Source organism: Streptomyces endophytica (assembly GCF_026153355.1).
Lineage (GTDB): Bacteria > Actinomycetota > Actinomycetes > Streptomycetales > Streptomycetaceae > Streptomyces > Streptomyces endophytica.
In genome coordinates this window covers 1,649,843-1,673,545 of sequence record NZ_CP110636.1, presented here as the reverse complement: position 1 = coordinate 1,673,545, position 23,703 = coordinate 1,649,843, and the positions used below count along the sequence as shown (strand labels likewise).

Sequence of the window (23,703 nt, the reverse complement as noted above, 5' to 3'; positions counted from 1 at the left end):
GGGGCCCCCGTGGTCGTTGACGCCGCCAAGCCCGCCCACCCTAGGTGACCAACTCACGTACTCCGCAAGGCGATTCGGCGCGGCGTGTCCTGAACTCGCCACCGTGGCAAGGATGTCGGTGGCGGCGGTTACGGTGGCGTGATGAGTGACAATGATTTCTGGAGCTGCCCGCCCGACTCCAGGGTCTGGGGGTCCGGGGACCACACCATCACCCTCGTCCTGCCCCCTTCTCCGACCCTGGACCGGTACGTGCCGCGCATGACCCGGTGCGGGCACGGGAGTTCGCGGAGGCGTTCGGGACCGTCGACGAGGTCCTTGAAGAGGTGCAGTCGGCACCGGCTGCGGAACCGATGGCTTTGGCGACGCGGCAGGACCTGGATTTCATCAGGGTCGGCTGCTGGGGCAATGTGCTCGCGATATCGGATCCGTCCCTGGCGGACAACGGCACTGCCCGCCCGGTGCGGGGCCAGGCCACGGCACTTCGTGACCGGTATCCGGGGGCTCGGATCGTCGGGTCGGCGCATGTCGACTGCGGGGAGACCCACGCCGAGGACGTCATCATCGTGCCCGGCGTTCCGCTGCTGCATTCCGAAGGGTGGCCCGGTGAGGAGCCGTGGACCCTCACAGGTGACCTACAAGCCGTCCTGGACGCCCTCGGCATCACTCCCGAGGTGTTGGAGGAAGAGGACGTCGAGCTGTCAGACGATCCCCGCTACAGCGACTGGGAGGGGCTGTCGCGTCTCGCGTTGGGACGGTACGACCCCTGGGGTCGTGCCGATCTCCTCACGTCGGTGTTCCGGGTCCGGCACACCGAGTCCGCGACGGCCCTGATGGAAGAGATCTGGCTCCCTGACGTGTGAGGGGACCGCCCCTCTCGGGCACAGTGCGCGGCCGCGCTGGTTTTTGCCTGAGCGCACGCGCCTCCCCATGGCGACGGCCTGGAACACGGGTGCATGCTCAGGCCTCGGGCCCCGGCGTTCGCATGCATACGTAACAGCACCATTGCCAAGTGCCTCGTAGAGGACGGTCGTTGGACCGCTGATGCCGGACGAGTCTCGATCAAGTCCGCTGCTCCGGCCCGCACCTTCGGGGAGCCACTCTGCCCCGTGGCCAGGGCCGGGGGAACGGGGAAGTGATGCCGCTGACACCACCAAGGCCGGACCGATGGCGTGGCGTGCACCGCGTCCGGGTGTGGTGAGCCCGGTAGTGTGCCCCACGTCACTGTTCCCGGAGCTCAACGACCTCTTACGGGCGCGGCAGCTTGCGCGTCAGTAGGGGCAGTTCGGGAGCGGTTCCCGAAGTTGGCCCCCACATGGCTCCCCAACGGTCTGCGGGAACAGGTCAGGGGCCCGACCCGCTCAGCGGATCAGGCCCCTGACCTGGTGTTCCTTCAGTCGGGGTGGCGGGATTTGAACCCACGACCTCTTCGTCCCGAACGAAGCGCGCTGCCAAGCTGCGCTACACCCGAAGCAACGAGCTCTACTTTAGCGGACCGATCCCCGTAGGCGAAATCCGGTTCCTGGAGAGACGTGGGGAGGGCCTGACCTGGTCGATCGCGATGGTGATCACGGGGAGCAGGCAGCTCGCCAGGGCGAGGGTGAGGGCGGTGGCGAGGCTGCCCGGGCGGGCGCCGGTCGGGGTGGGGAGGGCGAGGGTGGCGGCGAGGTAGAGGAGGGGGTACGCCGGCCACTGCCAGGCGTGGCGGGGGCGGAAGCCGCGGGGCGTGGTGAGCAGGAGCCAGTCGGCGAGGGCGGCGAGCGGGGTGAGCGTGGTGAGGAGGAAGGGGGAGAGGGGGTGGGCGGGCGTGCCGGGGGCGGGGCTCGGGAGGGCGAAGACGGTGGTGGAGGTGGCGGGGAGGAGGTGGTGGAGGACGGCGACGAGGGTGAGGAAGGAGAGCACGGCACCGGTGAGGCCGGGGCTCAGGGGGCGGCGGCCGGTCCAGGCGCGGTGTGCCGAGGCGGCGGCGACCAGGGCGGCGGCGAGGTTGGCCTGTGCGGTGAAGGAGGCGAGCAGGCGGGCGGGGCCGGGGGTGGCGACGGCCGCCAGGACCAGGCCGGTCAGGGCGGCCGCGGTGATCAGGAGGCGGTAGACGGCGGCCAGTGGGTGGCGGGTCGTGGGGGCGACGGCCGCGGCGGGAGTCCGGGCGGCGGCGCCGGCCGGACCGGTGGCGTGGCGCGTGGACTGCGAGGTCCGGTTGGGGTCGGACATTCCTCCACGTTAGGGGGAGGGGGCCGCAAGGAGGAGGGGGCCCTTCGGCCGGTTTGGCGCGCGGGGAGGGAAGCCGTTCGGATGGTCGACCGGAGGGAGGTCCCGAGGTGGTGCCTTCTGGAGGGAGGTCCCGAGGTGGCTCCCCCTGGAGGGAGCTCCCCGGGTGGTTCCTCCCGGACAGGGTGGCCGGTTTCCTCATCCGGAGGGAGATGAGGCGGTTCGCCCCGCCCCCTCCCGGTGGTCCATCCGTCCGTACGGCCCGTCCGTACGGTCCGGCGGCGGCCGGTCGGGGAAGCCGCCGGGGATCAGCCGTACGCCTCAGTCGCGGGCGGTGAGGGTGAGGAGGGTGGCTTCCGGGGGGCAGGCGAAGCGGACCGGGGTGTAGCGGTTGGTGCCGCAGCCGGCGGAGACGTGGAGGTAGGAGGTGCGGCCGCCCGCGGTGTGGGTGGAGAGGCCCTTGACCCGGTCGGTGTCGATGTCGCAGTTGGTGACGAGCGCCCCGTAGAAGGGGATGCAGAGCTGGCCGCCGTGGGTGTGGCCGGCCAGGATCAGCGGGTAGCCGTCGGCGGCGAAGGCGTCCAGGGAGCGCAGGTACGGGGCGTGGACGACGGCCAGCGAGAGATCGGCGCCGGATTCGGGGCCGCCGGCCACCTCGGCGTACCGGTCGCGCTTGATGTGCGGGTCGTCCAGGCCGGTGAGGGCGATCTCGACGCCCTCCAGCTTGAGGCGGCCGCGGGTGTTGGACAGGCCCACCCAGCCGGCCGCGTCGAAGGCGTCGCGCAGTTCTTCCCACGGGTTGTGGACGGCGCCCACGACGGGAGCGTTGCCGTTGAGGCCGTGGCGGCCCTGGACCCGCTCGATCAGGTAACGGGCCGGGTTGCGGAGCTTGGGGCCGTAGTAGTCGTTCGAGCCGAAGACGTAGGCACCGGGGAACTCCATCAGCGGACCGAGCGCGTCCAGGGTCTCCGGGACGCCCTCGGGGTCGGAGAGGTTGTCACCCGTGTTGATGACGAAGTCGGGGCGCAGCCCGGCCAGCGACTGCAGCCAGCGCTGTTTCTTGCGCTGGCCGCTGACCATGTGGATGTCCGAGACCTGCAGGACGCGCAACGGGCGCATACCGCGCGGCAGTACGGGGACCGTGACCCGCCTCAGGCGGAAGGAGCGGACTTCGTAGCCCGCGGCGTAGGCGAGGCCGGCCGCGCCGACTGCGGTCAGGGTCAGGGGTACTCCGTATCGCGCGCGCATGGTTCCCATCGTTGCAGAGTGGCGAGGGGTCGGTACACCGGGAGGGACGGGCGGGGCGCGGACGGGTGTCGGCGCGGGAGGTGCCGATGCGGGCGGGCGCCGGCGCGTAGGGTTGGGGGCCCGGCGGGCCGGCGGGGGCCGGCAGCGGTCGTGGGCTCGCGGCGGGCGCGGGGAAAAGGCGCGGCGGTTGTCGGTGGGTGGGGGCATACTCGACGGCATGACCACGCTCAAGTCCAAGCTGCAGCACGACCTCACCGAAGCGATCAAGGCGCGCGACGAGCTGCGTTCCTCCACCCTCCGTCTCACGCTGACCGCGATCCAGAAGGAGGAGGTCGCGGGCACGGAGGCGCGCGTGCTGTCCGACGGCGAGGTCGAGAAGATCATCGCGCGGGAGGCGAAGAAGCGCCGGGAGGCCGCGGAGGCGTTCGACCAGGGCGGCCGGAGCGAGTCGGCCGCGCGGGAGCGGGCCGAGGGCGAGCTGCTCGCCGACTACCTCCCCAAGCAGCTGACCGACGAGGAGCTGGAGTCGCTGGTCGCGGCGGCGGTGGCGGAGGCCAAGGGCAGCGGTGCCGAGGGGCCGAAGGCGATGGGCGCGGTCATGAAGATCGTCAACCCGAAGGTGGCCGGGCGCGCCGAGGGCGGCCGGGTGGCCGGAATGGTGAAGAAGCTGCTGGCCGGCTGAGTGTCGGCGGGGACGGAAGTCCTGGACGCCTGAGCGGCCCCGGAGACGGAAGTCCTGGCCGGCCGAGCGGGTCGGACGGAGGTTCTTGCCGGGAGGCACACGGGCGGAGGTCCTCACCCGCGGTGTACGGGCGGAGGTTCCGGACGCCTGCGGACGCCCGCGGTGGAAGACGAGGGGCCGCCCCAGCCGGTGCTGGGGCGGCCCCTCGGTCGTCTTTGGGGCTCAGGAGACGGGCGCCAACCGGGGCGTCACCACCCGCCGTTGCCGCCGCCCAGGATGTCGGGCCAGCCGGGGAGGTGCCAGCCGCCGCCGGGCTTGTTGTCGCCGCCGTGGCCGCGGCCGGGCTTGGGCTTGCCGGGGCCCTTGTCGTCGCCCGAACCCTTGCCCTTGTCGGGGTCGCCGATCGGGACGGTCGGCAGGGCCGGTGCGGGCCGGCCGGCCAGGGCGCCGGTCATCGCGTCGCGCCAGATGGGGCCGGGGGTGTCGGCGCCGTAGACCTTGTCGTGGGGGACGCCGCCGATGGTGATGTTGTACATCTTGCGCTGGTGCTGGGGGTCGCCCACCCAGACGGCGCCGGCCGCGTTCGGGGTGTAGCCGACGAACCAGGCGGCGTAGCGGCTGTCGGTGGTGCCGGTCTTGCCCGCGCTGTCCCGGCCACTGAGACCGGCCTCCTTGCCGGTGCCGTCCTCGACGACGCCCTTGAGGAGGGTGTTGATCGTGTCCGCGGTCTTCTTGGACATCGCCGTACGGCAGCTGGTCTGCGGGACCTTCAGGGACCGGCCGCGGGCGTCGGTGATGGACTCGATGGCGACCGGGGAGCAGTACTCGCCGCCGTTGGCGAAGGCGGCGTAACCGGCTGCCATGGTCAGCGGAGACATTTCCTGCACGCCGAGCGTCATCGACGGAACTTGCTGCAGGGGCTTGCCGTCGGCCCGCTCGATGCCCATCTTCTGCGCCATCTTGACCGCGGGGCAGATGCCGATGTCGCTGATCAGCTGCACGAAGTAGGTGTTGACCGACTTCGCGGTCGCCTCCTTCATGGCGTACGGGCCGACCTCCTTCCGGTTCTCGTTCTGCGTCGTCTCGCCGCTCCCGTTCCACTCGCCGTCACAGGTCTGCACCGGGCTCGGGTACGGCATCCGGTACGGCGAGGGGTACTCCTGCTCGGGGCTGGTGCCCTGCTCCAGGGCGGCCGCCGCGATCACCGGCTTGAAGGTCGAACCGGGCTGGTAGCCGGCGCCGCCGCCCATGTTGTGGTCGACCGAGAGGTTGATCATGGTCTGGTTCCCGCGGAAGCCGTACGGCCGCGACTGGCCCATGCCGAGGATCTTGCCGGTGCCCGGCTCCACGATGGTCGCGGCGGTGGCGACCTGGTCGTCCTCGTAGACGTGCTTGGCGATGGAGGCCTGGATCGACTTCTGGGTCTGTCGGTCGAGGGTGGTGCGGATGGTCAGGCCGCCCTGGTCCCAGCGCTTCAGACGGGCCTTGCGGGTCTTGCCGAAGGTTCTGTCGCCGAGAAAGGCCTTGCGGATGTAGTCGCAGAAGAAGCCGGCGCCGTCGGTGGCGGTGATGCAGCCGTTCTTGGGCCGGCTGATGGCCAGCTTGATCGGCTTCTTGGCGGCCGCGTCGGCCTGCTCCTGGGTGATGTCCTTCAGGTCGGCCATCCGCTGCAGCACGGTGTTGCGCCGCCGGGTGGCCTCCTGCGGGTCGTTGACCGGGTCGTAGCGGCTCGGCGACTGGACGATCCCGGCGAGCAGCGCCGACTCCTCCAGGTTCAGATCCTTCGCGTGCTTGCTGAAGTACCGCTGGGCGGCCGCCTCGACGCCGTACGCCTGCTGGCCGAAGAAGGTGATGTTGAGGTAGTTCTGCAGGATCTTGCGCTTGCCGAGCTCCTTCTCGACCTGGATCGCGTACTTGAGCTCCTTGACCTTGCGGCCGATCGTCTGCTGGGTGGCCTGCGCGACCTTGTCCGGGTCGTCGCCGGCCTCCTCGACGAACACGTTCTTCACGTACTGCTGGGTCAGCGTCGACGCGCCCTGGGAGACGCCGCCGGACTGGGCGTTCTTGTTGAGCGCCCGCAGGATGCCCTTCACGTCGATGGCGCCGTGCTGGTAGAACCGGGCGTCCTCGATGGCGACGATCGCCTGCTGGATGTACGGCGACATGTTCTTGAGGCTCACGACCGTGCGGTCGCGGGAGTAGACCTTGGCGATCTCGCCGCCGTCCGAGTCCAGGATGGTGGTCCGCTGGCTGAGCGGTGGCGTCTTGAGGTTCGCCGGGATCTCGTCGAAGCCCTCGACCGAACCCTTGGCGGCGAGGCCCAGCGCCCCGGCCGCCGGCAGCGCGAGACCGGCGAGCACCGCTCCGGCCAGGACGCTGACACCGAGGAACCTGGCGGTCCGCTGCGTCGTGGACAGACCCCCGCCATCGCGCTTCTTAGCCATGGGAGGCAGCCTAATCCGTTGCCACATACGTGCGGACGGAGCGGGGGGTGCGGGGCCGCTCGTACACCGGGTGGTGACCTCGGGGTGGTGCGGCCGTGACCTCGACGACCTCGGCGGCGACCCGCTCGGGTTTCCGCCCCGGGCCGTGCGTGACCTCGGGGGCATCCCGAGTCGATCTCCGGATCCGGCCGGATCCGATCTCCGTGCTCGGCCGGATGTGATCCCTCGATGGCCGTACGGGCGCGGTCGCGTCGCACGTGAGGTGCCGAGGTTCCCATTCGCCGGACAGGGGCGCACCTGTTCGCTTAGCCTGTACTCAGCTGCCACAGCCGAATGGTTACGCGTCAGTTCGTCAACCCCTACTCCTCGCGGACCGAGCCCCCACGCGTCCGCGTGTGCCCACAGAAACCCCGTGTCAGGGCGGCGAACTGTCCCGCCTTATGCGCTATGTGACGTATGCCGCACGGTCACTCCGTTGGGTGATCTGCCGCGTACGCATAGTCCGTTCGGGCCATTCAAGATTGGGCCCGAAGGGGGTGTTGCGCCCTGTCCGCCCGCCGTAACGTCCTCAACTGGCAACGGTGAATATGCCGTTTGCCGCCGTGGGGGAGCCTCGATTCGGGAGAGGACGGCGCCAGCATGAGCTGGGTAACCGACTGGAGTGCACAGGCAGCCTGCCGCACTACCGATCCGGACGAACTGTTCGTTCAGGGTGCGGCGCAGAATCGCGCCAAGGCGGTGTGCACCGGATGTCCGGTGCGTACGGAATGCCTGGCCGACGCCCTGGACAACCGGGTGGAATTCGGCGTGTGGGGCGGGATGACCGAGCGGGAGCGGAGGGCGCTGCTGCGTCGCCGCCCGACCGTGACGTCATGGCGTCGCCTCTTGGAGACGGCGCGCACGGAATACGAGCGCAGCACCGGCATTCTGCCGATGGACTGCGAGGACGAGACCTTCGACGAGTACGCCGCGGTCGGATAGCCGGACGGCCGGGATGCACCGGCCGGCGGAACAGGGCCGGTTGGGCGCTGGGCCCGGGTGTGGTTCGGTGCGTGCGTCGACGGTGGTTCGGGCGGTGGTTCAGCCGTTGCGGTGGTTCAGCCGTCGGTTCGGCCGGCGGTCGTGAGTCGTCGGGTCAGTCGTCGGTGTCGGGGTCCGTTGTGGTGCCGTCCAGCGCCAGGCGGTCGCCGATGGCGCGCAGGCCCGCGAGGTCGTGGACGTCGCCGGGCAGCGCGGCGACCTCCGTCACCGGGACCTCGGGATGGAGCGCGGTGAAGCGGTCACGGGTGCGCCGTTCGCGCGCGAGGACCTGCATACGTTCCGCGTGCAGGCGGAGGAGCCCGGCGGCCAGTTGAGCCGCCGAGGCGGAGGTGGGTGCTACCGGGTCCGCGGCAGCGGGGGAGAGGCCGCCAGCGGTACCGGAGGCATCCTTCCCGCCGTCGAGATCCACAATGCCGGTTGGTTCAAGATTATTTTCGGTGTGGACGCCATCGGAGCCGTCCTCCTCCGTGAGGCCCTCGCCGAGGGTCTCCGCGGCGGCCAGGGCCCGCTCGGCGCTGAGTTGGGCGGCGCCGCTGCCGTGCACGCGGTTGAGCACCAGGCCGGCCAGCGGCATCTGCTCGGCGGCCAGCCGCTCGACGAAGTACGCCGCCTCGCGCAGCGCGTCCCGCTCCGGCGCGGCGACCACGAGGAACGCCGTACCGGGGGCCTGCAGCAGGCGGTACGTGGCGTCGGCGCGGGTGCGGAAACCGCCGAACATGGTGTCCATGGCGGCCACGAACGTCTGGACGTCGCGCAGGAGTTGACCGCCCATGAGCTTGCTGAGCGTGCCGGTCATCATCGACATGCCGACATTCAGGAACTTCATGCCGGCCCGGCCGCCGACCTTCGCGGGCGCCATCAGGACCCGGATGAACTTGCCGTCCAGGAAGGAGCCGAGGCGCTTGGGCGCGTCCAGGAAGTCCAGCGCGGAGCGGCTCGGGGGCGTGTCGACGACGATCAGGTCCCACTCGTCGCTCGCGCGGAGCTGGCCCAGCTTCTCCATGGCCATGTACTCCTGCGTGCCCGCGAAACCGGCCGACAGCGACTGGTAGAAGGGGTTCTCCAGGATCGCGCGGGCCCGGTCGGCGTCCGCATGGCCCTCGACGATCTCGTCGAAGGTGCGCTTCATGTCCAGCATCATCGCGTGCAGTTCGCCGCCGGCGGCCTCGTCCACGCCCTTGACCCGGCGGGGGACGTTGTCGAGCTCGGAGATGCCCATCGACTGCGCCAGCCGCCGGGCCGGGTCGATGGTCAGCACCACGACCTTGCGGCCGCGCTCGGCGGCGCGCACGCCCAGGGCGGCGGCGGTGGTGGTCTTGCCGACGCCGCCGGAACCGCAGCACACGACGATGCGGGTGCGCGGGTCGTCGAGCAGTGCGTCGACCTCCAGCCACGGGGCCGAGGCGTCCAGCGTCGTGTCGTCGGAGGTCATATGGGCCCCTGTTTCCGCAGGTCTCTGGCCAGTTGGTACAGCCCGGCGAGGTCCACTCCCTCGGGGAGCAGCTCCAACTCGTAGGTGGGCAGGCCGATCGCGGTCAGCTCGGCGTACTCGGCGCGCTCCAGCTCGACCCGCTCGGCGTGCTCGCGGGCCTGCTCCAGCAGGGGGTCGATCAGCCGGTCGGCCAGCCCGCCGCGGCGGGCCCCGCCCAGCCCGGCCTGCGAAAGCGCCTTGGCGACGCCGGCACGTGCCCCGCGGGCCGCGAGAAGGTCGAGATCGCCGTTGTCCAGCAGCGCGGGACGGGTCATGTTGATGACGATGCCGCCGACGGGGAGGCCGGCGGCGCGCAGCTCGGCGACGCCGTCCGCGGTCTCCTGGACGGGCATCTCCTCCAGGAGCGTCACCAGATGGACCGCGGTCTCCGGTGACTTCAGGACCCGCATCACGGCCTGCGCCTGATTGTGGATCGGGCCGATCTTCGCGAGACCGGCCACCTCGTCGTTGACGTTCAGGAAGCGGGTGATGCGGCCGGTCGGCGGGGCGTCCATCACCACCGCGTCGTAGACGAACCTGCCCTGCTTGTCCTTGCGGCGGACCGCCTCGCACGCCTTGCCGGTCAGCAGGACGTCCCGCAGGCCGGGGGCGATGGTCGTGGCGAAGTCGATCGCGCCGAGCTTCTTCAGGGCCCGGCCCGCGCTGCCGAGCTTGTAGAACATCTGGAGGTAGTCCAGAAGGGCGCGTTCGGCATCGATGGCCAGGGCGTGGACCTCGCCGCCACCTGGTCCCACCGCGATCTTGCGTTCCTCGTAGGGAAGCGCTTCGGTCTCGAACAGCTGGGCAATGCCCTGCCGGCCCTCGACCTCGACCAGGAGGGTACGGCGCCCCTCGGTGGCCAGGGCGAGGGCGAGGGCAGCGGCGACCGTGGTCTTGCCGGTGCCGCCCTTGCCGCTGACGACATGGAGCCTGCTCACGCAAAGGAGCCTAACCAGTCCGCGTCGCGGCTACGCACGGGATACGCCTGGGAAGACCCGGAGATCCGTCCGTGCCGGACCCGGAGCCGGGTCAGGGATGTCCCGTAGGGGACGGCCCGGCCCGGGCCCGGGCGGCCCGCGGTGGACGGCGTCCGCCACCGCACCGGACAGGCATTACGCTCGGCCCATGACCAAGTGGGAATACTCGACCGTGCCGCTGCTGGTGCACGCGACGAAGCAGATTCTGGACACCTGGGGCGAGGACGGCTGGGAACTGGTCCAGGTCGTGCCGGGCCCGAACAACCCCGAGCAGTTGGTGGCCTACATGAAGCGGGAGAAGCAGGAGTACAAGGCGTGAGCGCGGCGGAGGACAAGATCGCGGAACTCGGCCTGAAGCTGCCGGACGTCGTGCCCCCGCTGGCCGTCTACCAGCCCGCGGTGCGCTCCGGCGCGTACGTCTTCAGCTCCGGCCAGCTGCCCATGGTGGGCGGCGCGCTGCCGGCGACCGGCAAGGTGGGCGCCGAGGTCAGCCCGGAGCAGGCCCAGCAGCTCGCCGCGACCTGCGCGCTCAACGCGCTGGCCGCCGTGAAGTCCGTCATCGGCGACCTGGACAAGATCCGGCGCGTGGTGAAGGTGGTCGGCTTCGTGGCCTCCGCGCCGGACTTCACCGGCCAGCCGGGCGTCCTCAACGGCGCCAGCGAGCTGCTCGGCGAGATCCTCGGCGACAAGGGCGTGCACGCCCGCTCCGCGGTGGGTGTGGCGGTGCTGCCGCTCGACGCGCCGGTCGAGGTCGAGATCCAGGTCGAGGTCGCCGACGAGGCGTAGGCGTTGCCGGTTCCGGCCGCCGGGACGGGGCTTTGTGCGGGCCGTACGGTCCGCAGGGCCTTCCCGGCGGCTTCATGGCGGCCGCGGGACGCGCGCGCCTCGTAGGAGCGCGCTCCCGCCGGCCCGCCGGAGCGGCCGCCGGCTGCGGCCCGGCGGAAAAGGACCCTCGAACATCCGCGCGTGAGCGCATAGCATCCGGCCATGTCGTCCACGACGAATGGCCAGTGGTACCCACCGGAGTGGCCGGGCCGCATCCGGGCGCTCGCGAACGGCGAGCTCACCCCTGCCGAGCCCCGCCGGGCCTCGACCGTCCTGCTGCTGCGCGACACCGGGACCGGCGGCCCCGCCGTCCACATGCTGCGCAGACGCACCTCCATGGCCTTCGCCGGGGGCGCGTACGCCTATCCGGGTGGTGCGGTCGATCCCCGTGACGAACGCCCGGTGGCCTGGGCCGGCCCGTCGCGCGCCCAGTGGGCGGTCCGGATGGGCGTCGATCCGGCCACCGCGCAGGCCATCGTCTGCGCGGCGGTACGGGAGACGTTCGAGGAGGCCGGCGTGCTGCTCGCCGGGGAGTCGGCGGACACGGTCGTCGCGGACACCACGGGCGAGGACTGGGAGGCCGACCGGGCCGCCCTGGTGGCGCACGAGCTGTCCTTCGCCGACTTCCTGAGCCGCCGCGGCCTGGTCCTGCGCTCCGACCTGCTGGCCGCCTGGGCGCGCTGGATCACCCCGGAGTTCGAGCCCCGGCGCTACGACACGTGGTTCTTCGTCGCCGCGCTGCCCGAAGGCCAGCACACGCTGCCCCAGGGACTGCCGGTGGGCCCCGGGGGGAACGCCGTCGCGGCCGGTGAGGCGGACCTCGCGTTGTGGACCCGGCCGGGGGAGGCGGCCGCCGGGTACGACCGCGGTGAGCTGCTGATGATGCCGCCGACGATCGCCACGCTGCGCGCGCTGGAGCCGTACGCCACCGTCGCGGACGTGCTGGCCGCCGCGGAGGCGCAGGACCTGACGCCCGTATTGGCGCGGGCGCGCCTGGTGGGCGGTGAGATCGTACTGAGCTGGCCGGGCCACGACGAGTTCACCAAGCACATCGCGCCGGGGGGCGGTGCCGGGGACGGTGCCGCTGAGGGCGGTTCCGCCACGGGCGGTTCCGTCGCGCACGGGGCCACGGAGGCGGGCGGCGATTCCGACGGTCCCTCAGGGGCCCAGCGGGCCACCGGCGTCCCGGGAGCCACCGGCACGCCCGGAGTCACCGGCACCTCGGGAGGGACCCCCACATGACCGAAGCAGCCGCTCTCCCGGGGCAGCCCCGGGGCGGAGTGATCTCCGGGCCCGCCACTACGCGGGCGCACTGCGTGCTGGCGCCCAACCCGTCGGCGATGACCCTGGACGGCACCAACACCTGGATAGTCGCCGAGCCGGACTCCGACCTGGCCGTCGTCATCGATCCCGGGCCGCTCGACGAGGGCCACCTCCAGGCCGTCGTCGACATCGCCGAACGGTCCGGCAAGCGCGTCGCGCTGACCCTGCTGACCCACGGGCACCCGGATCACGCCGACGGCGCCGCCCGGTTCGCCGAGCTGACCCGGTCGCCCGTCAGGGCGCTGGACCCGGCGCTGCGCCTCGGTGGGGAAGGGCTCGCCGCGGGGGACGTCATCACCACGGGCGGTCTCGACCTGCGGGTGGTGCCCACCCCGGGGCACACCGCCGATTCGCTGTCCTTCCATCTCCCGGCCGACCGCGCCGTCCTGACCGGTGACACGGTCCTGGGGCGCGGCACCACCGTGGTGGCGCACCCCGACGGGCGGCTGGGCGACTATCTCGACTCGCTGCGCCGACTGCGCTCCCTCACGGTGGACGACGGGGTGGCCACGGTCCTGCCGGGCCACGGGCCGGTGCTGAACGACGCCCAGGGGGCGGTGGAGTTCTATCTGGCGCACCGTGCGAACCGGCTCGCCCAGGTGGAGACCGCGGTCGAGGCCGGCCACCGGACCCCGGCCGAGGTCGTCGCCAATGTGTACGCCGATGTCGACCGCTCCTTGTGGCCGGCCGCCGAACTGTCGGTGCGGGCACAGCTGGAGTACCTCGGGGAGCACGGGCTGATCGAGGAGTGACACCGTCGGGGCGGGATGCCCCGGCGCGGTGTTTGCCCGCCCGGTGTCCTACGGGCGGGGAGCCTTCGCCCCGTGGACGGCGAGGTATTCGCCTGCCAGCCAGGGGGCCAGGCCGGAGAGCAGCTCGTCCAGCAGGTGGGGGTACGCGGCGGGAGCGCGGGCGGGCGGGCTGCGACGCGCATCTGGTCGGCGTGCGCCGGGTAGTAGCGGCCGAAGATCTCCGCGGACTCGGCCAGGTCGCTGGTCCAGCCGCCCCAGCGGGGCATGACCAGCGTGAACCCGGTGCGTACGAGCCGCCGCGTCACGCCCCGGGTGAGCCGGGTGCGCGCGGCCTCCGTAGTGGCCGCCTCGGCCTTCTTGCGCAGTCCGGGAGGTCGCGGAAGAGATCCCCGTTGGTCTCACGGGCAAGGAGCGAGGTGGGGCGGTAACGGGGCAGCCGGTCGGCGAGGTCCGGACCGTCGAGCGGGGTGCACAGACAGGCCACGAACCAGCCCAGGTCGTGCCGCTCCAGGTCGCTCAGCAGCCGGTCGGCCCCGAACAGCAGCAGCCCGACGCCGTCGACCTCCCGGAACGCGGTGTCCAGCGCCTCCTCGACGGCGCGGGCGGCGGCGTGGTCGTCGTCGGACGGCTCGTCCCGTAGGGCGAGGAGGGCGTCCAGATCGGAGACACCGGGGGCGGCGGTGCCACGGGGGATGCTGCCGAAGAGGTAGCTGCTGTGCAGGCGATCGCTGAAATGATCGGCGATACGGGAGCGCAGCCCCGCCACCACGGGCGCGAACGCCGGGGGCACCCGCTCCAGCGAGCCCTCCCGCACGAAGCAGCCGTCGTGGTCCAGGCCCCTGCCGGTGCCGGTGCCGGTGGCGGTGGCGTTGTGCGTGCTGTCGTGGGTCCCGTCGGGCGTCATGGCGCCACTATGGCGAGGGAGTGCGGCGGGGACGACCGTATTTCGCGGGAGGTTGGGGGTGCGGGGCCCGGGCCACCACGGCGAAGAGGCCGCTCACCCGGGGCCGCCTGCTCGGGACCGCCCACCCGGGGCCGCTCACCAGGGACCGCCCACTACGGCGAAGGGCCCCGCCGGAGCAGGGCCCTTCGCCGTAGTGGCAGGTGTGTCAGCGCGAGCGCTTGGCGAGCCGCTCGACGTCCAGCAGGATCACGGCGCGCGCCTCCAGGCGCAGCCAGCCGCGGCCCGCGAAGTCCGCCAGGGCCTTGTTGACCGTCTCACGGGAGGCGCCCACCAGCTGGGCCAGCTCCTCCTGGGTCAGGTCGTGCACGACATGGATGCCTTCTTCGGACTGCACGCCGAAGCGGCGCGACAGGTCGAGCAGGGCGCGTGCCACGCGGCCCGGCACGTCCGAGAAGACCAGGTCGGACATCTGGTCGTTGGTCTTGCGCAGTCGGCGGGCGACCGCACGCAGCAGGGCCGTGGCCACCTCGGGGCGGGCGTTCAGCCAGGGCTGGAGGTCGCCGTGCCCCAGGCCGAGGAGCTTGACCTCGGTGAGGGCGGACGCGGTGGCCGTGCGCGGGCCCGGGTCGAACAGCGAGAGCTCACCGATCAGCTCTCCGGGACCGAGGACGGCGAGCATGTTCTCCCGGCCGTCGGGGAGGTGCGGTGCAGCTTCACCTTGCCCTCGGTGACCACGTACAGGCGGTCGCCGGGGTCCCCTTCGTGGAACAGGGCGTCGCCGCGGGCGAGCGTGACCTCTCCCATTGAGGCGCGCAGCTCGGCCGCCTGCTCGTCATCGAGCGCCGCGAAGAGCGGTGCGCGCCGCAGAACGTCGTCCACGAGATCTCTCCTTGTCGACATGCTCCGGGGGACTGTGGTCCCCATCATGCCGGAATGCAAAACAGTGCGATCAATCACAAGTTTGCCGGACCGGTGGCCAGAGCCATAAGGCAGGGGGCCGATTGGAGTCAGGGATCACGGTGATCGAGCCGGATGTCAGTGGCTGGCCTTAGTCTGGCCGAGTGTCCAATACGCCGGTGAGAGCAGAGGACTGGGGGCCGGACGAGTGAGCGCGGGACGTGATTCCGCTGTGGGCGAACAGGCGTCCGGCGGAGCTTCCGAACCGGACAAAAGTAACAAATCGCCTTCCGGGGTGAGCTCGACCCGGAAGCCGACCGTCCGGAAATCCGGCGCGTCGCGGTCCGCGGCACAGGACACGAACGAGGCGGGCCCGACCTCGGTACGTACCAGCTCGGCAGGGAAGAAGGCCGCCGTGAACGAAACCCCCGAGAAGCCGGTGGCCGCGAAGAAGGCCGTCACGAAGAAGGCGACGGCCAAGAAGGCCGTCACGAAGAAGGCCGCCACCACGAAGGCGGCGGACCGGACCGCGCCCGCGAAGAAGACGGCCACCAAGAAGACGGCCACCACCAAGAAGACCGCGGCCAAGAAGACGGCTGCGAAGAAGACCGCCGCCAAGAAGGCCCCCGCGCGCAAGGCCGAGTCGCGCGCTGCCATGGTGCGCCGGGCCCACCAGATCAACGACGGACTCGCCGAGCTGTATCCGTACGCGCACCCCGAGCTGGACTTCAGCAACCCCTTCGAGCTGCTGGTCGCCACGGTCCTGTCCGCCCAGACCACCGACCTGAGGGTCAACCAGACCACTCCGCGGCTGTTCGCGGCCTGCCCGACGCCCGAGGACATGGCCGCCATGCCCCCGGAGGAGCTGGAGGAGCTGATCCGCCCGACCGGCTTCTTCCGGGCCAAGAGCAAGGCCCTGCTCGGCCTGTCCGCCGCGCTGCGCGACCGCTTCGGCGGTGAGGTCCCGGGCCGCCTGGAGGATCTGGTCACGCTCCCCGGGGTCGGCCGCAAGACCGCCAACGTGGTGCTCGGCAACGCCTTCGGCGTCCCGGGGATCACCGTCGACACCCACTTCGGCCGTCTTGCCCGCCGCTTCGGCTGGACCACCGAAGAGGACGCGGTCAAGGTCGAGGCGGACGTCGCGGCGATCTTCCCCGAGAGCGAGTGGACGATGCTCTCGCACCGCGTCGTCTTCCACGGCCGCCGGGTGTGCCACTCCCGCAAGCCCGCCTGCGGCGCCTGCGCCATCGCCCCGCTGTGCCCCTCGTACGGCGAGGGCGAGACGGACCCGGAGAAGGCCAGGAAGCTGCTGAAGTACGAGCTGGGCGGCCAGCCGGGCCAGCGCCTGAAGCCGCCGCCGGACTACCCGGGGCAGCCGGCGCCTCCGCTGGCGCCCCCGGCCGCCGCTTCATGACGGCAGCCACGACGCCCCCTCGGGGGACCGATGATCCACGCCAGGCCTGAGGGGGCGCGTATGCGGAGTGCACGGGAGCAGCAGTACGGCGAGGAGGCGGGCGTCAGCGCGGCTCCCGGCGGGGAGGTCACGGTCTCGGCCGACGGCCTGCCCGAGTGGCTGGAACCGGTGGCCCGCGCGGCCGCCACGGTCGAGCCGCACCAGCTCAGCCGCTTCCTGCCGCCCGAGGACGGCGGCCGGCAGTCCGCGGTGCTGATCCTCTTCGGCCACGGTCCGCGCGGCCCCGAGCTGCTCCTGATGGAGCGGGCCGGCACCCTGCGCTCCCATGCGGGCCAGCCCTCCTTCCCCGGTGGCGCCCTCGACCCGGAGGACGGCGATCCGGAGGGCGCCGGTCCGGTGCGGGCGGCGCTGCGCGAGGCCCGGGAGGAGACCGGGCTGGATCCGTCCGGTGTGCAGGTCTTCGGCGTGCTGCCACGGCTGTACATCCCCGTCAGCGGCTTCGTGGTGACCCCGGTCCTGGGCTGGTGGCGGCGGCCGAGTCCGGTCGGCCCGGTGGACGAGGCGGAGACCGCCCGGGTGTTCACGGTCCCCGTGGCCGATCTCACGGATCCCGCCCATCGTGTGACCACGCGCCACCCCAGTGGTCACGTCGGTCCGGCCTTCCTCGTCGAGAACGCCCTGGTCTGGGGCTTTACGGCCGGAGTGATCGACCGGATCCTGTACTACGCGGGGTGGGAGATTCCGTGGGACCGTGACAAGCAGGTCCCGCTCGACTGGCGCTCGTGAGACGGTGTCCGGCGTGAACGTCCTGGACATTCTGCTGCTGGTCGCGGCCGTGTGGTTCGCGATCATCGGGTACCGGCAAGGTTTTGTCGTCGGCATCCTTTCCGTGATCGGCTTCCTCGGAGGCGGCCTGATCGCGGTCTATCTGCTGCCCTTGATCTGGAACGAGGTCACCGGCGACGCCACGCCCGGTACCTTCGCGGCCATCGCGGCGGTCGCCATCGTGATCGTGTGCGCGTCCGTGGGCCAGGCGCTCACCACCCACCTGGGCAACAAGCTCCGCCGCCACATCACCTGGTCACCGGCGAGAGCGCTGGACGCGACCGGCGGCGCGCTGGTCAACGTCGTCGCGATGCTGCTGGTGGCCTGGCTGATCGGCTCGGCGCTGGCCGGGACGTCGCTGCCCACGCTCGGCAAGGAGGTCCGTAACTCCAAGGTGCTGCTCGGGGTTTCCCGGGTGATGCCGCCGCAGGCCAGCACCTGGTTCGCGGACTTCTCGTCGGTGCTCGCGCAGAACGGCTTCCCGCAGGTCTTCACGCCGTTCTCCAACGAACCGATCCACAACGTGCCGGCGCCCGACCCCCAGCTGGCCACCAGCCCGGTGGCCGCGCAGGCCAGGCGCAGCATCGTCAAGGTCGTCGGCACCGCCCCGAGCTGCGGGAAGGTCCTCGAAGGCAGCGGTTTCGTGTTCGGCCGGCACCGGGTGATGACCAACGCCCACGTGGTCGGCGGGGTGAACGAGCCGACCGTCCAGGTGGGCGGCGAGGGCCGGACGTACGACGCGAAGGTCGTGCTCTTCGACTGGCGGCGCGACATCGCCGTCCTGGACGTGCCCTCCCTGGACGCCCCGGCGCTGCACTTCGCCAAGACGGACGCGAGCAGCGGCAAAAGCGCCATCGTGGCCGGCTTCCCGGAGAACGGCGGCTACGACGTCCGCGCGGCCCGCATCCGCAGCCGCATCCAGGCGAACGGCCCGGACATCTACCACCGCGGCACGGTCGGCCGTGACGTCTACTCGCTCTACGCCACGGTCCGGCAGGGCAACTCCGGCGGTCCGCTGCTCACCCCGAACGGCGACGTCTACGGCGTCGTCTTCGCGAAGTCGCTGGACGACTCGCGCACCGGCTACGCGCTGACCGCCGACGAGATCCGCCAGGACATCGTCAACGGGCGTACGGCCGAGCGGCAGGTCGACAGCCAGGGCTGCGCGATCTGAGCGCCCTCACGGGGCTTCAGGGGGGCGTACGCCCCCTGTCGTCGCCGGCGCGGGGGGTGCGGTCAGGTGCGGGGATGGCGCAGGCGCGCGCTCATCCAGCGCGCCCGGCGGCGCAGGATGCGCGGAATGCCCATCGGATGCGCCGGATCGGGGGACGCGCCGGACCTGAGGTCCGGAGTGCCCCTGTCCTGAGTGCCCACTGCAGCGGCACTGCTGCGGCGGTTGCGTGCCACGTCACGGTAGTCGTGCGTCCAGCCCATACCCTCGACTCTGCCCGTGGCCCAAGGTCCGTAACCGCCTCGGGGACGGCCAATTGGCCTATGCGCCGGGCAAGTCGCCATTCGCCATACGAACGTTCGAGCGCCGGGTGAGCGCGCTCCGCCGAGCGGTACGCGCCGTCCTGGTCAGCGGTCCGGTTCCGGGTCCTTCAGCCAGTTGATCAGCTCGGTGGAGAACGCCACCGGGTCCTCCTCGTGCGGAAAGTGCCCGAGGCCGTCGAACAGCCGCCAGCGGTACGGGGCTTCGACGTACTCGCCGGAACCGGCCGCGCTGCGGGTGCGCATCACCGGGTCCAGCGACCCGTGCAGATGCAGGGTCGGGACCCGGACCGGCAGCTTCATCCGGCGGTTGAACTGGATGCCGTCGGGGCGCGCCAGCGACCGCACCATCCAGCGGTACGGCTCGATCGAGCAGTGCGCGGTCGACGGGATGCTCATCGCCCGCCGGTAGACCTCGACGGCCTCGTCGTCGGGGAGTTGGGGGCCGGACCAGTCCCGGATCATCCGGCCGACCAGCGCCGCGTCGTCCGCGGTCAGCCGCCGCTCCGGCAGCCAGGGCCGCTGGAAGCTCCAGATGTGCGAACTCCGGGCGCTCTGGCGGACGTCGGCGAGCATCGCCGCGCGCCAGCGCCGCGGGTGCGGCATCGAGGCCACCGCGAGCCGGCGCACCAGTTTGGGCCGCATCACCGCCGCGGTCCAGGCGAGATAGCCGCCGAGGTCGTGCCCGACGAGCGCGGCGTCCGGTTCGCCCAGGGACCGTATGACGCCGGTGACGTCCAGCGCGAGGTTCGCCGGGTCGTAGCCGCGCGGCGTGCGGTCGCTGCCGCCGACGCCGCGCAGGTCCATCGCGACCGCGCGGAAGCCCGCGTCGGCGAGCGCCGGGAGCTGCTGCCGCCAGGTCCACCAGAACTGCGGGAAGCCGTGCAGCAGGAGCACCAGCGGGCCGTCGCCCATCTCGGCGATGTGGAAGCGCGCGCCGTTCGCCGCGACGTCGCGGTGCGTCACCTCTCTGTCGCCGGGGACGTCCAGGCGGACGACCGAGGCGGTGCTGTCAGGGGCTGTCATACCGATGAGCGTGTCACAGACTCCAGGACCGGATGGTCCTTGGTCTCGATGCGCGGGTGCGGCTTGGCGTTCTGCAGCACGGCCGCGGTCTCCCTGGCGGAGTTGATCGACTTCTCCGGCTTCTTGATCTTCTTGATCTTGGCCATGGCGATGAGGGCCAGCAGACCGGCGAGGACCAGGAAGGCGCCGCCCACGATCAGGAAGGACCAGGCGAGCCCCAGGCCGAGGTTGTGGATGCCGTACGCCGCCGCGAAGCTGAGCACCGGCAGCGCGAACAGCGCCAGTGCGCCGGCCACCATGAACGCGGCGCTGCCGATGCCGGCCCGCTTGGCGTCCTGCCGCAGCTCCGCCTTGGCCAGCGCGATCTCGTCGTGCACCAGTGCGGACATCTCGGCGGTGGCCGAGGCCACCAGCTGTCCGAGGCTGCGGTCCGCGCCTGTGTCGGCTGCGCTCATCGCCGTCTCCCTCATCTCGTCAACCGGATGCAAAGCCTCTCAGATCATGCCGGACCATCGTCTCCGGCGTGCGTGCCGGAGGCCACTTCGGCAAGCCGCCGGTGTTCGGCGGCCTTTGCCTCGTGGATCGCCGCCATCCGAAGGTGATATTCCGGTTTGTCGAGCTCGTAGACGTCGGGGATGCCGTCCTGGTCCTCGTCCCGCTCCTCGTCCTCGGTCAGCTTCTTGTACTTCGCGTTGCGGATCTTGAGCAGGACGCCCGCGAAGACGGCCGCGAGCAGCGAGCCGACCAGCACCGATGCCTTGATCTCGGCGGTCAGTGCGGCATCGCCGGCGAAGGCGAGCTCGCCGATCAGCAGGGAGACGGTGAAGCCGATCCCGGCCAGCGAGGCGACCGCGAAGACGTCCGGCCACTTGAGGTCGGGGTTCAGCTCGGCCCGGGTGAAGCGGGCGGTGCACCACGTACCGCCAAAGATGCCCAGCGCCTTGCCCACTATCAGGCCGAGGACGACACCGAGCGTCTCCGGGCGGGTGAAGACCTCGTGGACGGCGCCGCCGGAAAGCGACACCCCCGCGGAGAACAGGGCGAACAGCGGCACCGCCAGCCCGGCCGACAGCGGGCGGACCAGGTGCTCGATGTGCTCGCCGGGGGACCGGGTCTCGCCGTCGCGGCGGTGGCAGCGCAGCATCAGGCCCATGGCGACGCCCGCGATGGTGGCGTGCACCCCGCTGTTCTCCATCAGCGCCCAGATGACCACGCCGAGGGGCACGTAGACGTACCAGCCGCGGACGCCCTTGCGCAGCAGCAGGTAGAAGACCGCCAGGCCGACGGCGGCGAAGCCGAGCGCCAGGAAGTTGATCGTCGAGGTGAAGAAGACCGCGATGATCAGGATCGCGAAGAGGTCGTCGACGACGGCGAGGGTGAGCAGGAAGGCGCGCAGCGCGGAGGGCAGCGAGGTGCCGATCACGGCGAGGACGGCGAGCGCGAAGGCGATGTCGGTGGCGGTGGGGACGGCCCAGCCCTGCAGCGAGCCGCCGCCCAGGACGGTCACGGCGACGTAGACGAGCGCGGGGGTCACCATGCCGCAGAGGGCGGCGATGACGGGGAGCGCGGCGGCCTTGGGGTCGCGCAGTTCACCGGCGACCAGTTCGCGCTTGAGCTCGATGCCGGCGACGAAGAAGAAGACGGCCAGCAGGCCGTTGGCGGACCAGTGCTGGAGCGAGAGGTCGAGGCCGAGGGAGGCCGGGCCGAGGTGGAAGTCGCGGACCGCCTCGTAGCTTCCGCTGAGGGTGTTCGCCCAGATCAGCGCGGCCACGGCGGCGACGAGGAGGAGGACCCCGCCGACGGTCTCGGCGCGCAGTGCTTCGGCGACGAAATTCCGCTCGGGCAGGGACATCCGCCCGAGGAATATGGAACGGCGGTTGCTCGTGGGCGCGCTCACGCGGTGACCTCCGGCCTTCGGCAGCTGTGTACGGCTGTGTCAGTTGCCGACCAGACTTCCCGGCGCACCCAGAGTTTCTTAGCGCGTCATTGACGCCCTTCCCACTGTACCGGGCGGGTGCGAGGGAGTACTCGGTGGCCTCACTTTACGGGCAATTCGGGCGGGTGGCCGCCGGGGCGGAGGGCCGAGTGCCGGGGGATGTTGCCGTACGCGCGAGGGGGCACCGGGCCGCTGCCGGCCCGGTGCCCCCTCCGCGAACGGTCCGGCTCAGTCCTCGGAGGCCGCGCTCGGCAGCTTCGCCTGGATCAGGTCCATCACCGAGGAGTCGGTGAGCGTCGAGACGTCCCCGAGGTCGCGGTTCTCGGCGACGTCACGCAGCAGCCGCCGCATGATCTTGCCGGAGCGGGTCTTGGGCAGCTCCGCCACCGGCAGGATCCGCTTGGGCTTGGCGATCGGGCCGAGCTGCTGGGCGACATGGGCGCGCAGCTCCTCGACCAGCCCCTCGTCCTCCGCCGCGCTGCCGCGCAGGATGACGAAGGCGCAGATGGCCTGGGTGGTCTGCGGGTCGGTGGCGCCGACGACCGCGGCCTCGGCCACCTTCGGGTGCGAGACCAGCGCGGACTCGACCTCGGTGGTGGAGATGTTGTGCCCGGAGACCAGCATCACGTCGTCGACCCGGCCGAGCAGCCAGATGTCGCCGTCCTCGTCCTTCTTCGCGCCGTCGCCGGCGAAGTACTTGCCCTCGAAGCGGGACCAGTACGTGTCGAGGTAGCGCTGGTCGTCGCCCCAGATCGTGCGCAGCATGGACGGCCACGGCTCGGTCAGGACGAGGTAGCCGCCGGCGCCGTCGGGGACCTCGTTGGCGTCGTCGTCCACGACGGTCGCCGAGATGCCGGGCAGCGGCAGCTGCGCGGAGCCGGGCTTGGTCGCCGTGACGCCCGGCAGCGGGCTGAGCATCATCGCGCCGGTCTCGGTCTGCCACCAGGTGTCCACGATCGGTGCCGAGTCCGCGCCGATGTGCTTGCGGTACCAGATCCACGCCTCGGGGTTGATCGGCTCACCAACCGAACCCAGGACGCGCAGCGACGACAGGTCGAACTTCGCCGGGATGTCGTCGCCCCACTTCATGCACGCCCGGATCGCGGTCGGCGCGGTGTAGAGGATCGTCACGCCGTACTTCTGGACGATCTCCCACCAGCGGCCCTGGTGCGGGGTGTCCGGGGTGCCCTCGTAGAGCACCTCGGTCGCGCCGTTGGCGAGCGGGCCGTAGACGATGTACGAGTGGCCCGTCACCCAGCCGACGTCGGCGGTGCACCAGTAGACGTCCGACTCCGGCTTCAGGTCGAAGACGGCGTGGTGGGTGTACGACACCTGGGTGAGGTAGCCGCCGGTGGTGTGCAGGATGCCCTTGGGCTTACCCGTCGTCCCGGAGGTGTAGAGGATGAAGAGCGGGTGCTCGGCGTCGAACGCCTCGGGGGTGTGCGTCTCGCTCTGCCGGTCGACGATGTCGTGCCACCACACGTCGCGGCCCTCGTGCCAGGCGATGTCCTCCTGGCCCGTACGGCGCACCACGAGCACGCTGCGGACGTTCTCCGTGCCGGGCCTGGTCAGGGCCTCGTCGACGGCCGGCTTGAGGGCGGACGCCTTGCCGCGGCGGTAGCCGCCGTCGGCGGTGATCACCACGCGGGCGTCGGCGTCGTTGATCCGGGTCGCCAGCGCGTCCGCGGAGAAGCCGCCGAAGACGACCGAATGCGGCGCGCCCAGGCGGGCGCAGGCCAGCATGGCGACGACCGTCTCCGGGATCATCGGCAGGTAGATGGCGACCCGGTCGCCGGCCCGCACGCCCAGCTCGGTGAGGGCGTGGGCGGCCTTGGAGACCTCGCGCTGCAGCTCGGCGTAGGTCAGCGAGCGGCTGTCGCCCGGCTCGCCCTCGAAGTGGATGGCGACCCGGTCGCCCAGGCCGTTCTCCACATGGCGGTCGACGCAGTTGTAGGCGACGTTCAGCTTGCCGTCGGCGAACCACTTCGCGAAGGGCGGGTTGGACCAGTCGAGGGTCTGGGTGGGCTCGGTCTCCCAGGACAGGCGACGGGCCTGCTCGGCCCAGAAGCCCAGCCGGTCCGCCGCGCCCTGTTCGTACGCGGCAGCCGTGACGTTGGCGTGCGCGGCCAGCTCGGCGGGTGGTGCGAACCGCCGTTCCTCTTTGAGCAGGTTGGCCAGGCTTTCGTTGCTCACGACTTCTCCCAATCACAGGGGTGTCCGATGTGTCCCAGGCCATAGCTCA

At 71.5% G+C, this 23,703-nt stretch carries 19 protein-coding genes, 1 tRNA gene and 3 pseudogenes; 10 read left to right on the top strand and 13 right to left on the bottom strand.

Annotation, left to right across the window (positions count from 1 at the left end; translation table 11 throughout):
• Positions 1-158 precede the first annotated feature (158 nt).
• The gene (locus tag OJ254_RS07590; RefSeq protein WP_341483772.1) at positions 159-860 is read left to right on the top strand and encodes a DUF6333 family protein; all 702 of its coding nucleotides are present in this window, start codon (positions 159-161) and stop codon (positions 858-860) included.
• A 533-nt stretch (positions 861-1,393) separates the two neighbouring features.
• Here the strand turns inward: OJ254_RS07590 and OJ254_RS07585 are convergent.
• From OJ254_RS07585 to OJ254_RS07575, 3 genes are all read right to left on the bottom strand, one after another.
• Positions 1,394-1,468, bottom strand: a tRNA-Pro gene (locus OJ254_RS07585).
• A gap of 11 nt (positions 1,469-1,479) precedes the next feature.
• On the bottom strand, positions 1,480-2,208 hold the full coding sequence (locus OJ254_RS07580; RefSeq protein WP_265361735.1) for an integral membrane regulator: 729 nt from the start codon (positions 2,206-2,208) through the stop codon (positions 1,480-1,482).
• A 318-nt stretch (positions 2,209-2,526) separates the two neighbouring features.
• Complete coding sequence (locus tag OJ254_RS07575) at positions 2,527-3,453, bottom strand: metallophosphoesterase (RefSeq protein ID WP_265361734.1); 927 nt, start codon at positions 3,451-3,453, stop codon at positions 2,527-2,529.
• Positions 3,454-3,670: 217 nt separating this feature from the next.
• Between OJ254_RS07575 and OJ254_RS07570 the strand changes: the two genes are divergently transcribed.
• Positions 3,671-4,135 carry a GatB/YqeY domain-containing protein gene (locus OJ254_RS07570; protein ID WP_265361733.1) on the top strand — a complete coding sequence of 155 codons (465 nt, stop codon included), beginning with the start codon at positions 3,671-3,673 and terminating at the stop codon, positions 4,133-4,135.
• Positions 4,136-4,383: 248 nt separating this feature from the next.
• Here OJ254_RS07570 and OJ254_RS07565 read toward each other — a convergent pair whose 3' ends face one another.
• Positions 4,384-6,579 carry a transglycosylase domain-containing protein gene (locus OJ254_RS07565; protein WP_265361732.1) on the bottom strand — a complete coding sequence of 732 codons (2,196 nt, stop codon included), beginning with the start codon at positions 6,577-6,579 and terminating at the stop codon, positions 4,384-4,386.
• Positions 6,580-7,218: 639 nt separating this feature from the next.
• Between OJ254_RS07565 and OJ254_RS07560 the strand changes: the two genes are divergently transcribed.
• Positions 7,219-7,560 carry a WhiB family transcriptional regulator gene (locus OJ254_RS07560; protein ID WP_030412585.1) on the top strand — a complete coding sequence of 114 codons (342 nt, stop codon included), beginning with the start codon at positions 7,219-7,221 and terminating at the stop codon, positions 7,558-7,560.
• A gap of 154 nt (positions 7,561-7,714) precedes the next feature.
• Here OJ254_RS07560 and bagB read toward each other — a convergent pair whose 3' ends face one another.
• Together bagB and bagA are read right to left on the bottom strand one after the other, a co-directional pair.
• Positions 7,715-9,052 carry an ATPase BagB gene (gene bagB, locus OJ254_RS07555; RefSeq protein WP_265361731.1) on the bottom strand — a complete coding sequence of 446 codons (1,338 nt, stop codon included), beginning with the start codon at positions 9,050-9,052 and terminating at the stop codon, positions 7,715-7,717.
• On the bottom strand, positions 9,049-10,029 hold the full coding sequence (gene bagA / locus OJ254_RS07550; RefSeq protein WP_265361730.1) for an ATPase BagA: 981 nt from the start codon (positions 10,027-10,029) through the stop codon (positions 9,049-9,051). The genes bagB and bagA overlap by 4 nt, the downstream gene beginning before the upstream one ends.
• A 187-nt stretch (positions 10,030-10,216) precedes the next feature.
• On the opposite strand from bagA, the gene sp36 reads away from it, so the two are divergent.
• The 4 genes and pseudogenes from sp36 (at position 10,217) to OJ254_RS07530 (ending at position 12,968) form a co-directional block, all read left to right on the top strand.
• Positions 10,217-10,387: a Sp36 family protein gene (gene sp36, locus OJ254_RS07545; protein ID WP_261956499.1), complete on the top strand. Its 171-nt coding sequence runs from the start codon at positions 10,217-10,219 to the stop codon at positions 10,385-10,387.
• The gene (locus OJ254_RS07540) at positions 10,384-10,854 is read left to right on the top strand and encodes a RidA family protein (RefSeq protein WP_265361729.1); all 471 of its coding nucleotides are present in this window, start codon (positions 10,384-10,386) and stop codon (positions 10,852-10,854) included. Before sp36 ends, OJ254_RS07540 begins: the two co-directional genes overlap by 4 nt.
• Positions 10,855-11,055: 201 nt before the next feature.
• Positions 11,056-11,979 (top strand): annotated as a pseudogene (locus OJ254_RS07535) (NUDIX hydrolase); the annotation flags it as partial.
• Positions 11,980-12,131: 152 nt separating this feature from the next.
• Positions 12,132-12,968: an MBL fold metallo-hydrolase gene (locus OJ254_RS07530; RefSeq protein ID WP_265361727.1), complete on the top strand. Its 837-nt coding sequence runs from the start codon at positions 12,132-12,134 to the stop codon at positions 12,966-12,968.
• A gap of 48 nt (positions 12,969-13,016) precedes the next feature.
• Here the strand turns inward: OJ254_RS07530 and OJ254_RS07525 are convergent.
• Together OJ254_RS07525 and OJ254_RS07520 are read right to left on the bottom strand one after the other, a co-directional pair.
• A pseudogene (locus OJ254_RS07525) lies at positions 13,017-13,872 on the bottom strand (nucleotidyltransferase domain-containing protein).
• Between the two features lie 205 nt (positions 13,873-14,077).
• A pseudogene (locus OJ254_RS07520) lies at positions 14,078-14,751 on the bottom strand (Crp/Fnr family transcriptional regulator).
• 250 nt (positions 14,752-15,001) lie between these two features.
• Here OJ254_RS07520 and nth point away from each other — a divergent pair.
• The 3 genes from nth to OJ254_RS07505 are packed head-to-tail and all read left to right on the top strand — an operon-like array spanning position 15,002 to position 18,182.
• On the top strand, positions 15,002-16,183 hold the full coding sequence (nth, locus tag OJ254_RS07515; RefSeq protein ID WP_423835857.1) for an endonuclease III: 1,182 nt from the start codon (positions 15,002-15,004) through the stop codon (positions 16,181-16,183).
• 60 nt (positions 16,184-16,243) lie between these two features.
• Positions 16,244-16,969, top strand: a complete 726-nt coding sequence (locus OJ254_RS07510) for an NUDIX hydrolase (RefSeq protein ID WP_265361725.1) — start codon at positions 16,244-16,246, stop codon at positions 16,967-16,969.
• A gap of 13 nt (positions 16,970-16,982) precedes the next feature.
• On the top strand, positions 16,983-18,182 hold the full coding sequence (locus tag OJ254_RS07505; protein ID WP_265361724.1) for a MarP family serine protease: 1,200 nt from the start codon (positions 16,983-16,985) through the stop codon (positions 18,180-18,182).
• 62 nt (positions 18,183-18,244) lie between these two features.
• Here OJ254_RS07505 and OJ254_RS07500 read toward each other — a convergent pair whose 3' ends face one another.
• The 5 genes from OJ254_RS07500 to acs all read right to left on the bottom strand — a co-directional run bounded on the left by OJ254_RS07500 (position 18,245) and on the right by acs (position 23,654).
• Entirely contained in the window at positions 18,245-18,442 is a 198-nt protein-coding gene (locus OJ254_RS07500; RefSeq protein WP_078866024.1) for a hypothetical protein, read from the bottom strand.
• 144 nt (positions 18,443-18,586) lie between these two features.
• A complete protein-coding gene (locus tag OJ254_RS07495; protein ID WP_265361723.1) occupies positions 18,587-19,525 on the bottom strand; it encodes an alpha/beta fold hydrolase in 939 nt (312 codons plus the stop codon).
• The gene (locus OJ254_RS07490; protein WP_265361722.1) at positions 19,522-19,980 is read right to left on the bottom strand and encodes a phage holin family protein; all 459 of its coding nucleotides are present in this window, start codon (positions 19,978-19,980) and stop codon (positions 19,522-19,524) included. The genes OJ254_RS07495 and OJ254_RS07490 overlap by 4 nt, the downstream gene beginning before the upstream one ends.
• 44 nt (positions 19,981-20,024) lie before the next feature.
• A complete protein-coding gene (gene nhaA, locus OJ254_RS07485; RefSeq protein WP_265361721.1) occupies positions 20,025-21,422 on the bottom strand; it encodes a Na+/H+ antiporter NhaA in 1,398 nt (465 codons plus the stop codon).
• A gap of 267 nt (positions 21,423-21,689) precedes the next feature.
• Positions 21,690-23,654, bottom strand: a complete 1,965-nt coding sequence (gene acs / locus OJ254_RS07480) for an acetate--CoA ligase (RefSeq protein WP_265361720.1) — start codon at positions 23,652-23,654, stop codon at positions 21,690-21,692.
• Positions 23,655-23,703 lie beyond the last annotated feature (49 nt).

Excerpts from the sequence above, each read along its gene's own strand:
- OJ254_RS07580 (WP_265361735.1), bottom strand. The coding sequence starts at position 2,208 with ATGTCCGACCCCAACCGGACCTCGCAGTCCACGCGCCACGCCACCGGT.
- OJ254_RS07575 (WP_265361734.1), bottom strand. The coding sequence starts at position 3,453 with ATGCGCGCGCGATACGGAGTACCCCTGACCCTGACCGCAGTCGGCGCG.
- OJ254_RS07570 (WP_265361733.1), top strand. The coding sequence starts at position 3,671 with ATGACCACGCTCAAGTCCAAGCTGCAGCACGACCTCACCGAAGCGATC.
- OJ254_RS07565 (WP_265361732.1), bottom strand. The coding sequence starts at position 6,579 with ATGGCTAAGAAGCGCGATGGCGGGGGTCTGTCCACGACGCAGCGGACC.
- OJ254_RS07560 (WP_030412585.1), top strand. The coding sequence starts at position 7,219 with ATGAGCTGGGTAACCGACTGGAGTGCACAGGCAGCCTGCCGCACTACC.
- bagB (WP_265361731.1), bottom strand. The coding sequence starts at position 9,052 with ATGACCTCCGACGACACGACGCTGGACGCCTCGGCCCCGTGGCTGGAG.
- sp36 (WP_261956499.1), top strand. The coding sequence starts at position 10,217 with ATGACCAAGTGGGAATACTCGACCGTGCCGCTGCTGGTGCACGCGACG.
- OJ254_RS07530 (WP_265361727.1), top strand. The coding sequence starts at position 12,132 with ATGACCGAAGCAGCCGCTCTCCCGGGGCAGCCCCGGGGCGGAGTGATC.
- OJ254_RS07510 (WP_265361725.1), top strand. The coding sequence starts at position 16,244 with ATGCGGAGTGCACGGGAGCAGCAGTACGGCGAGGAGGCGGGCGTCAGC.
- OJ254_RS07500 (WP_078866024.1), bottom strand. The coding sequence starts at position 18,442 with ATGGGCTGGACGCACGACTACCGTGACGTGGCACGCAACCGCCGCAGC.
- OJ254_RS07495 (WP_265361723.1), bottom strand. The coding sequence starts at position 19,525 with ATGACAGCCCCTGACAGCACCGCCTCGGTCGTCCGCCTGGACGTCCCC.
- OJ254_RS07490 (WP_265361722.1), bottom strand. The coding sequence starts at position 19,980 with ATGAGCGCAGCCGACACAGGCGCGGACCGCAGCCTCGGACAGCTGGTG.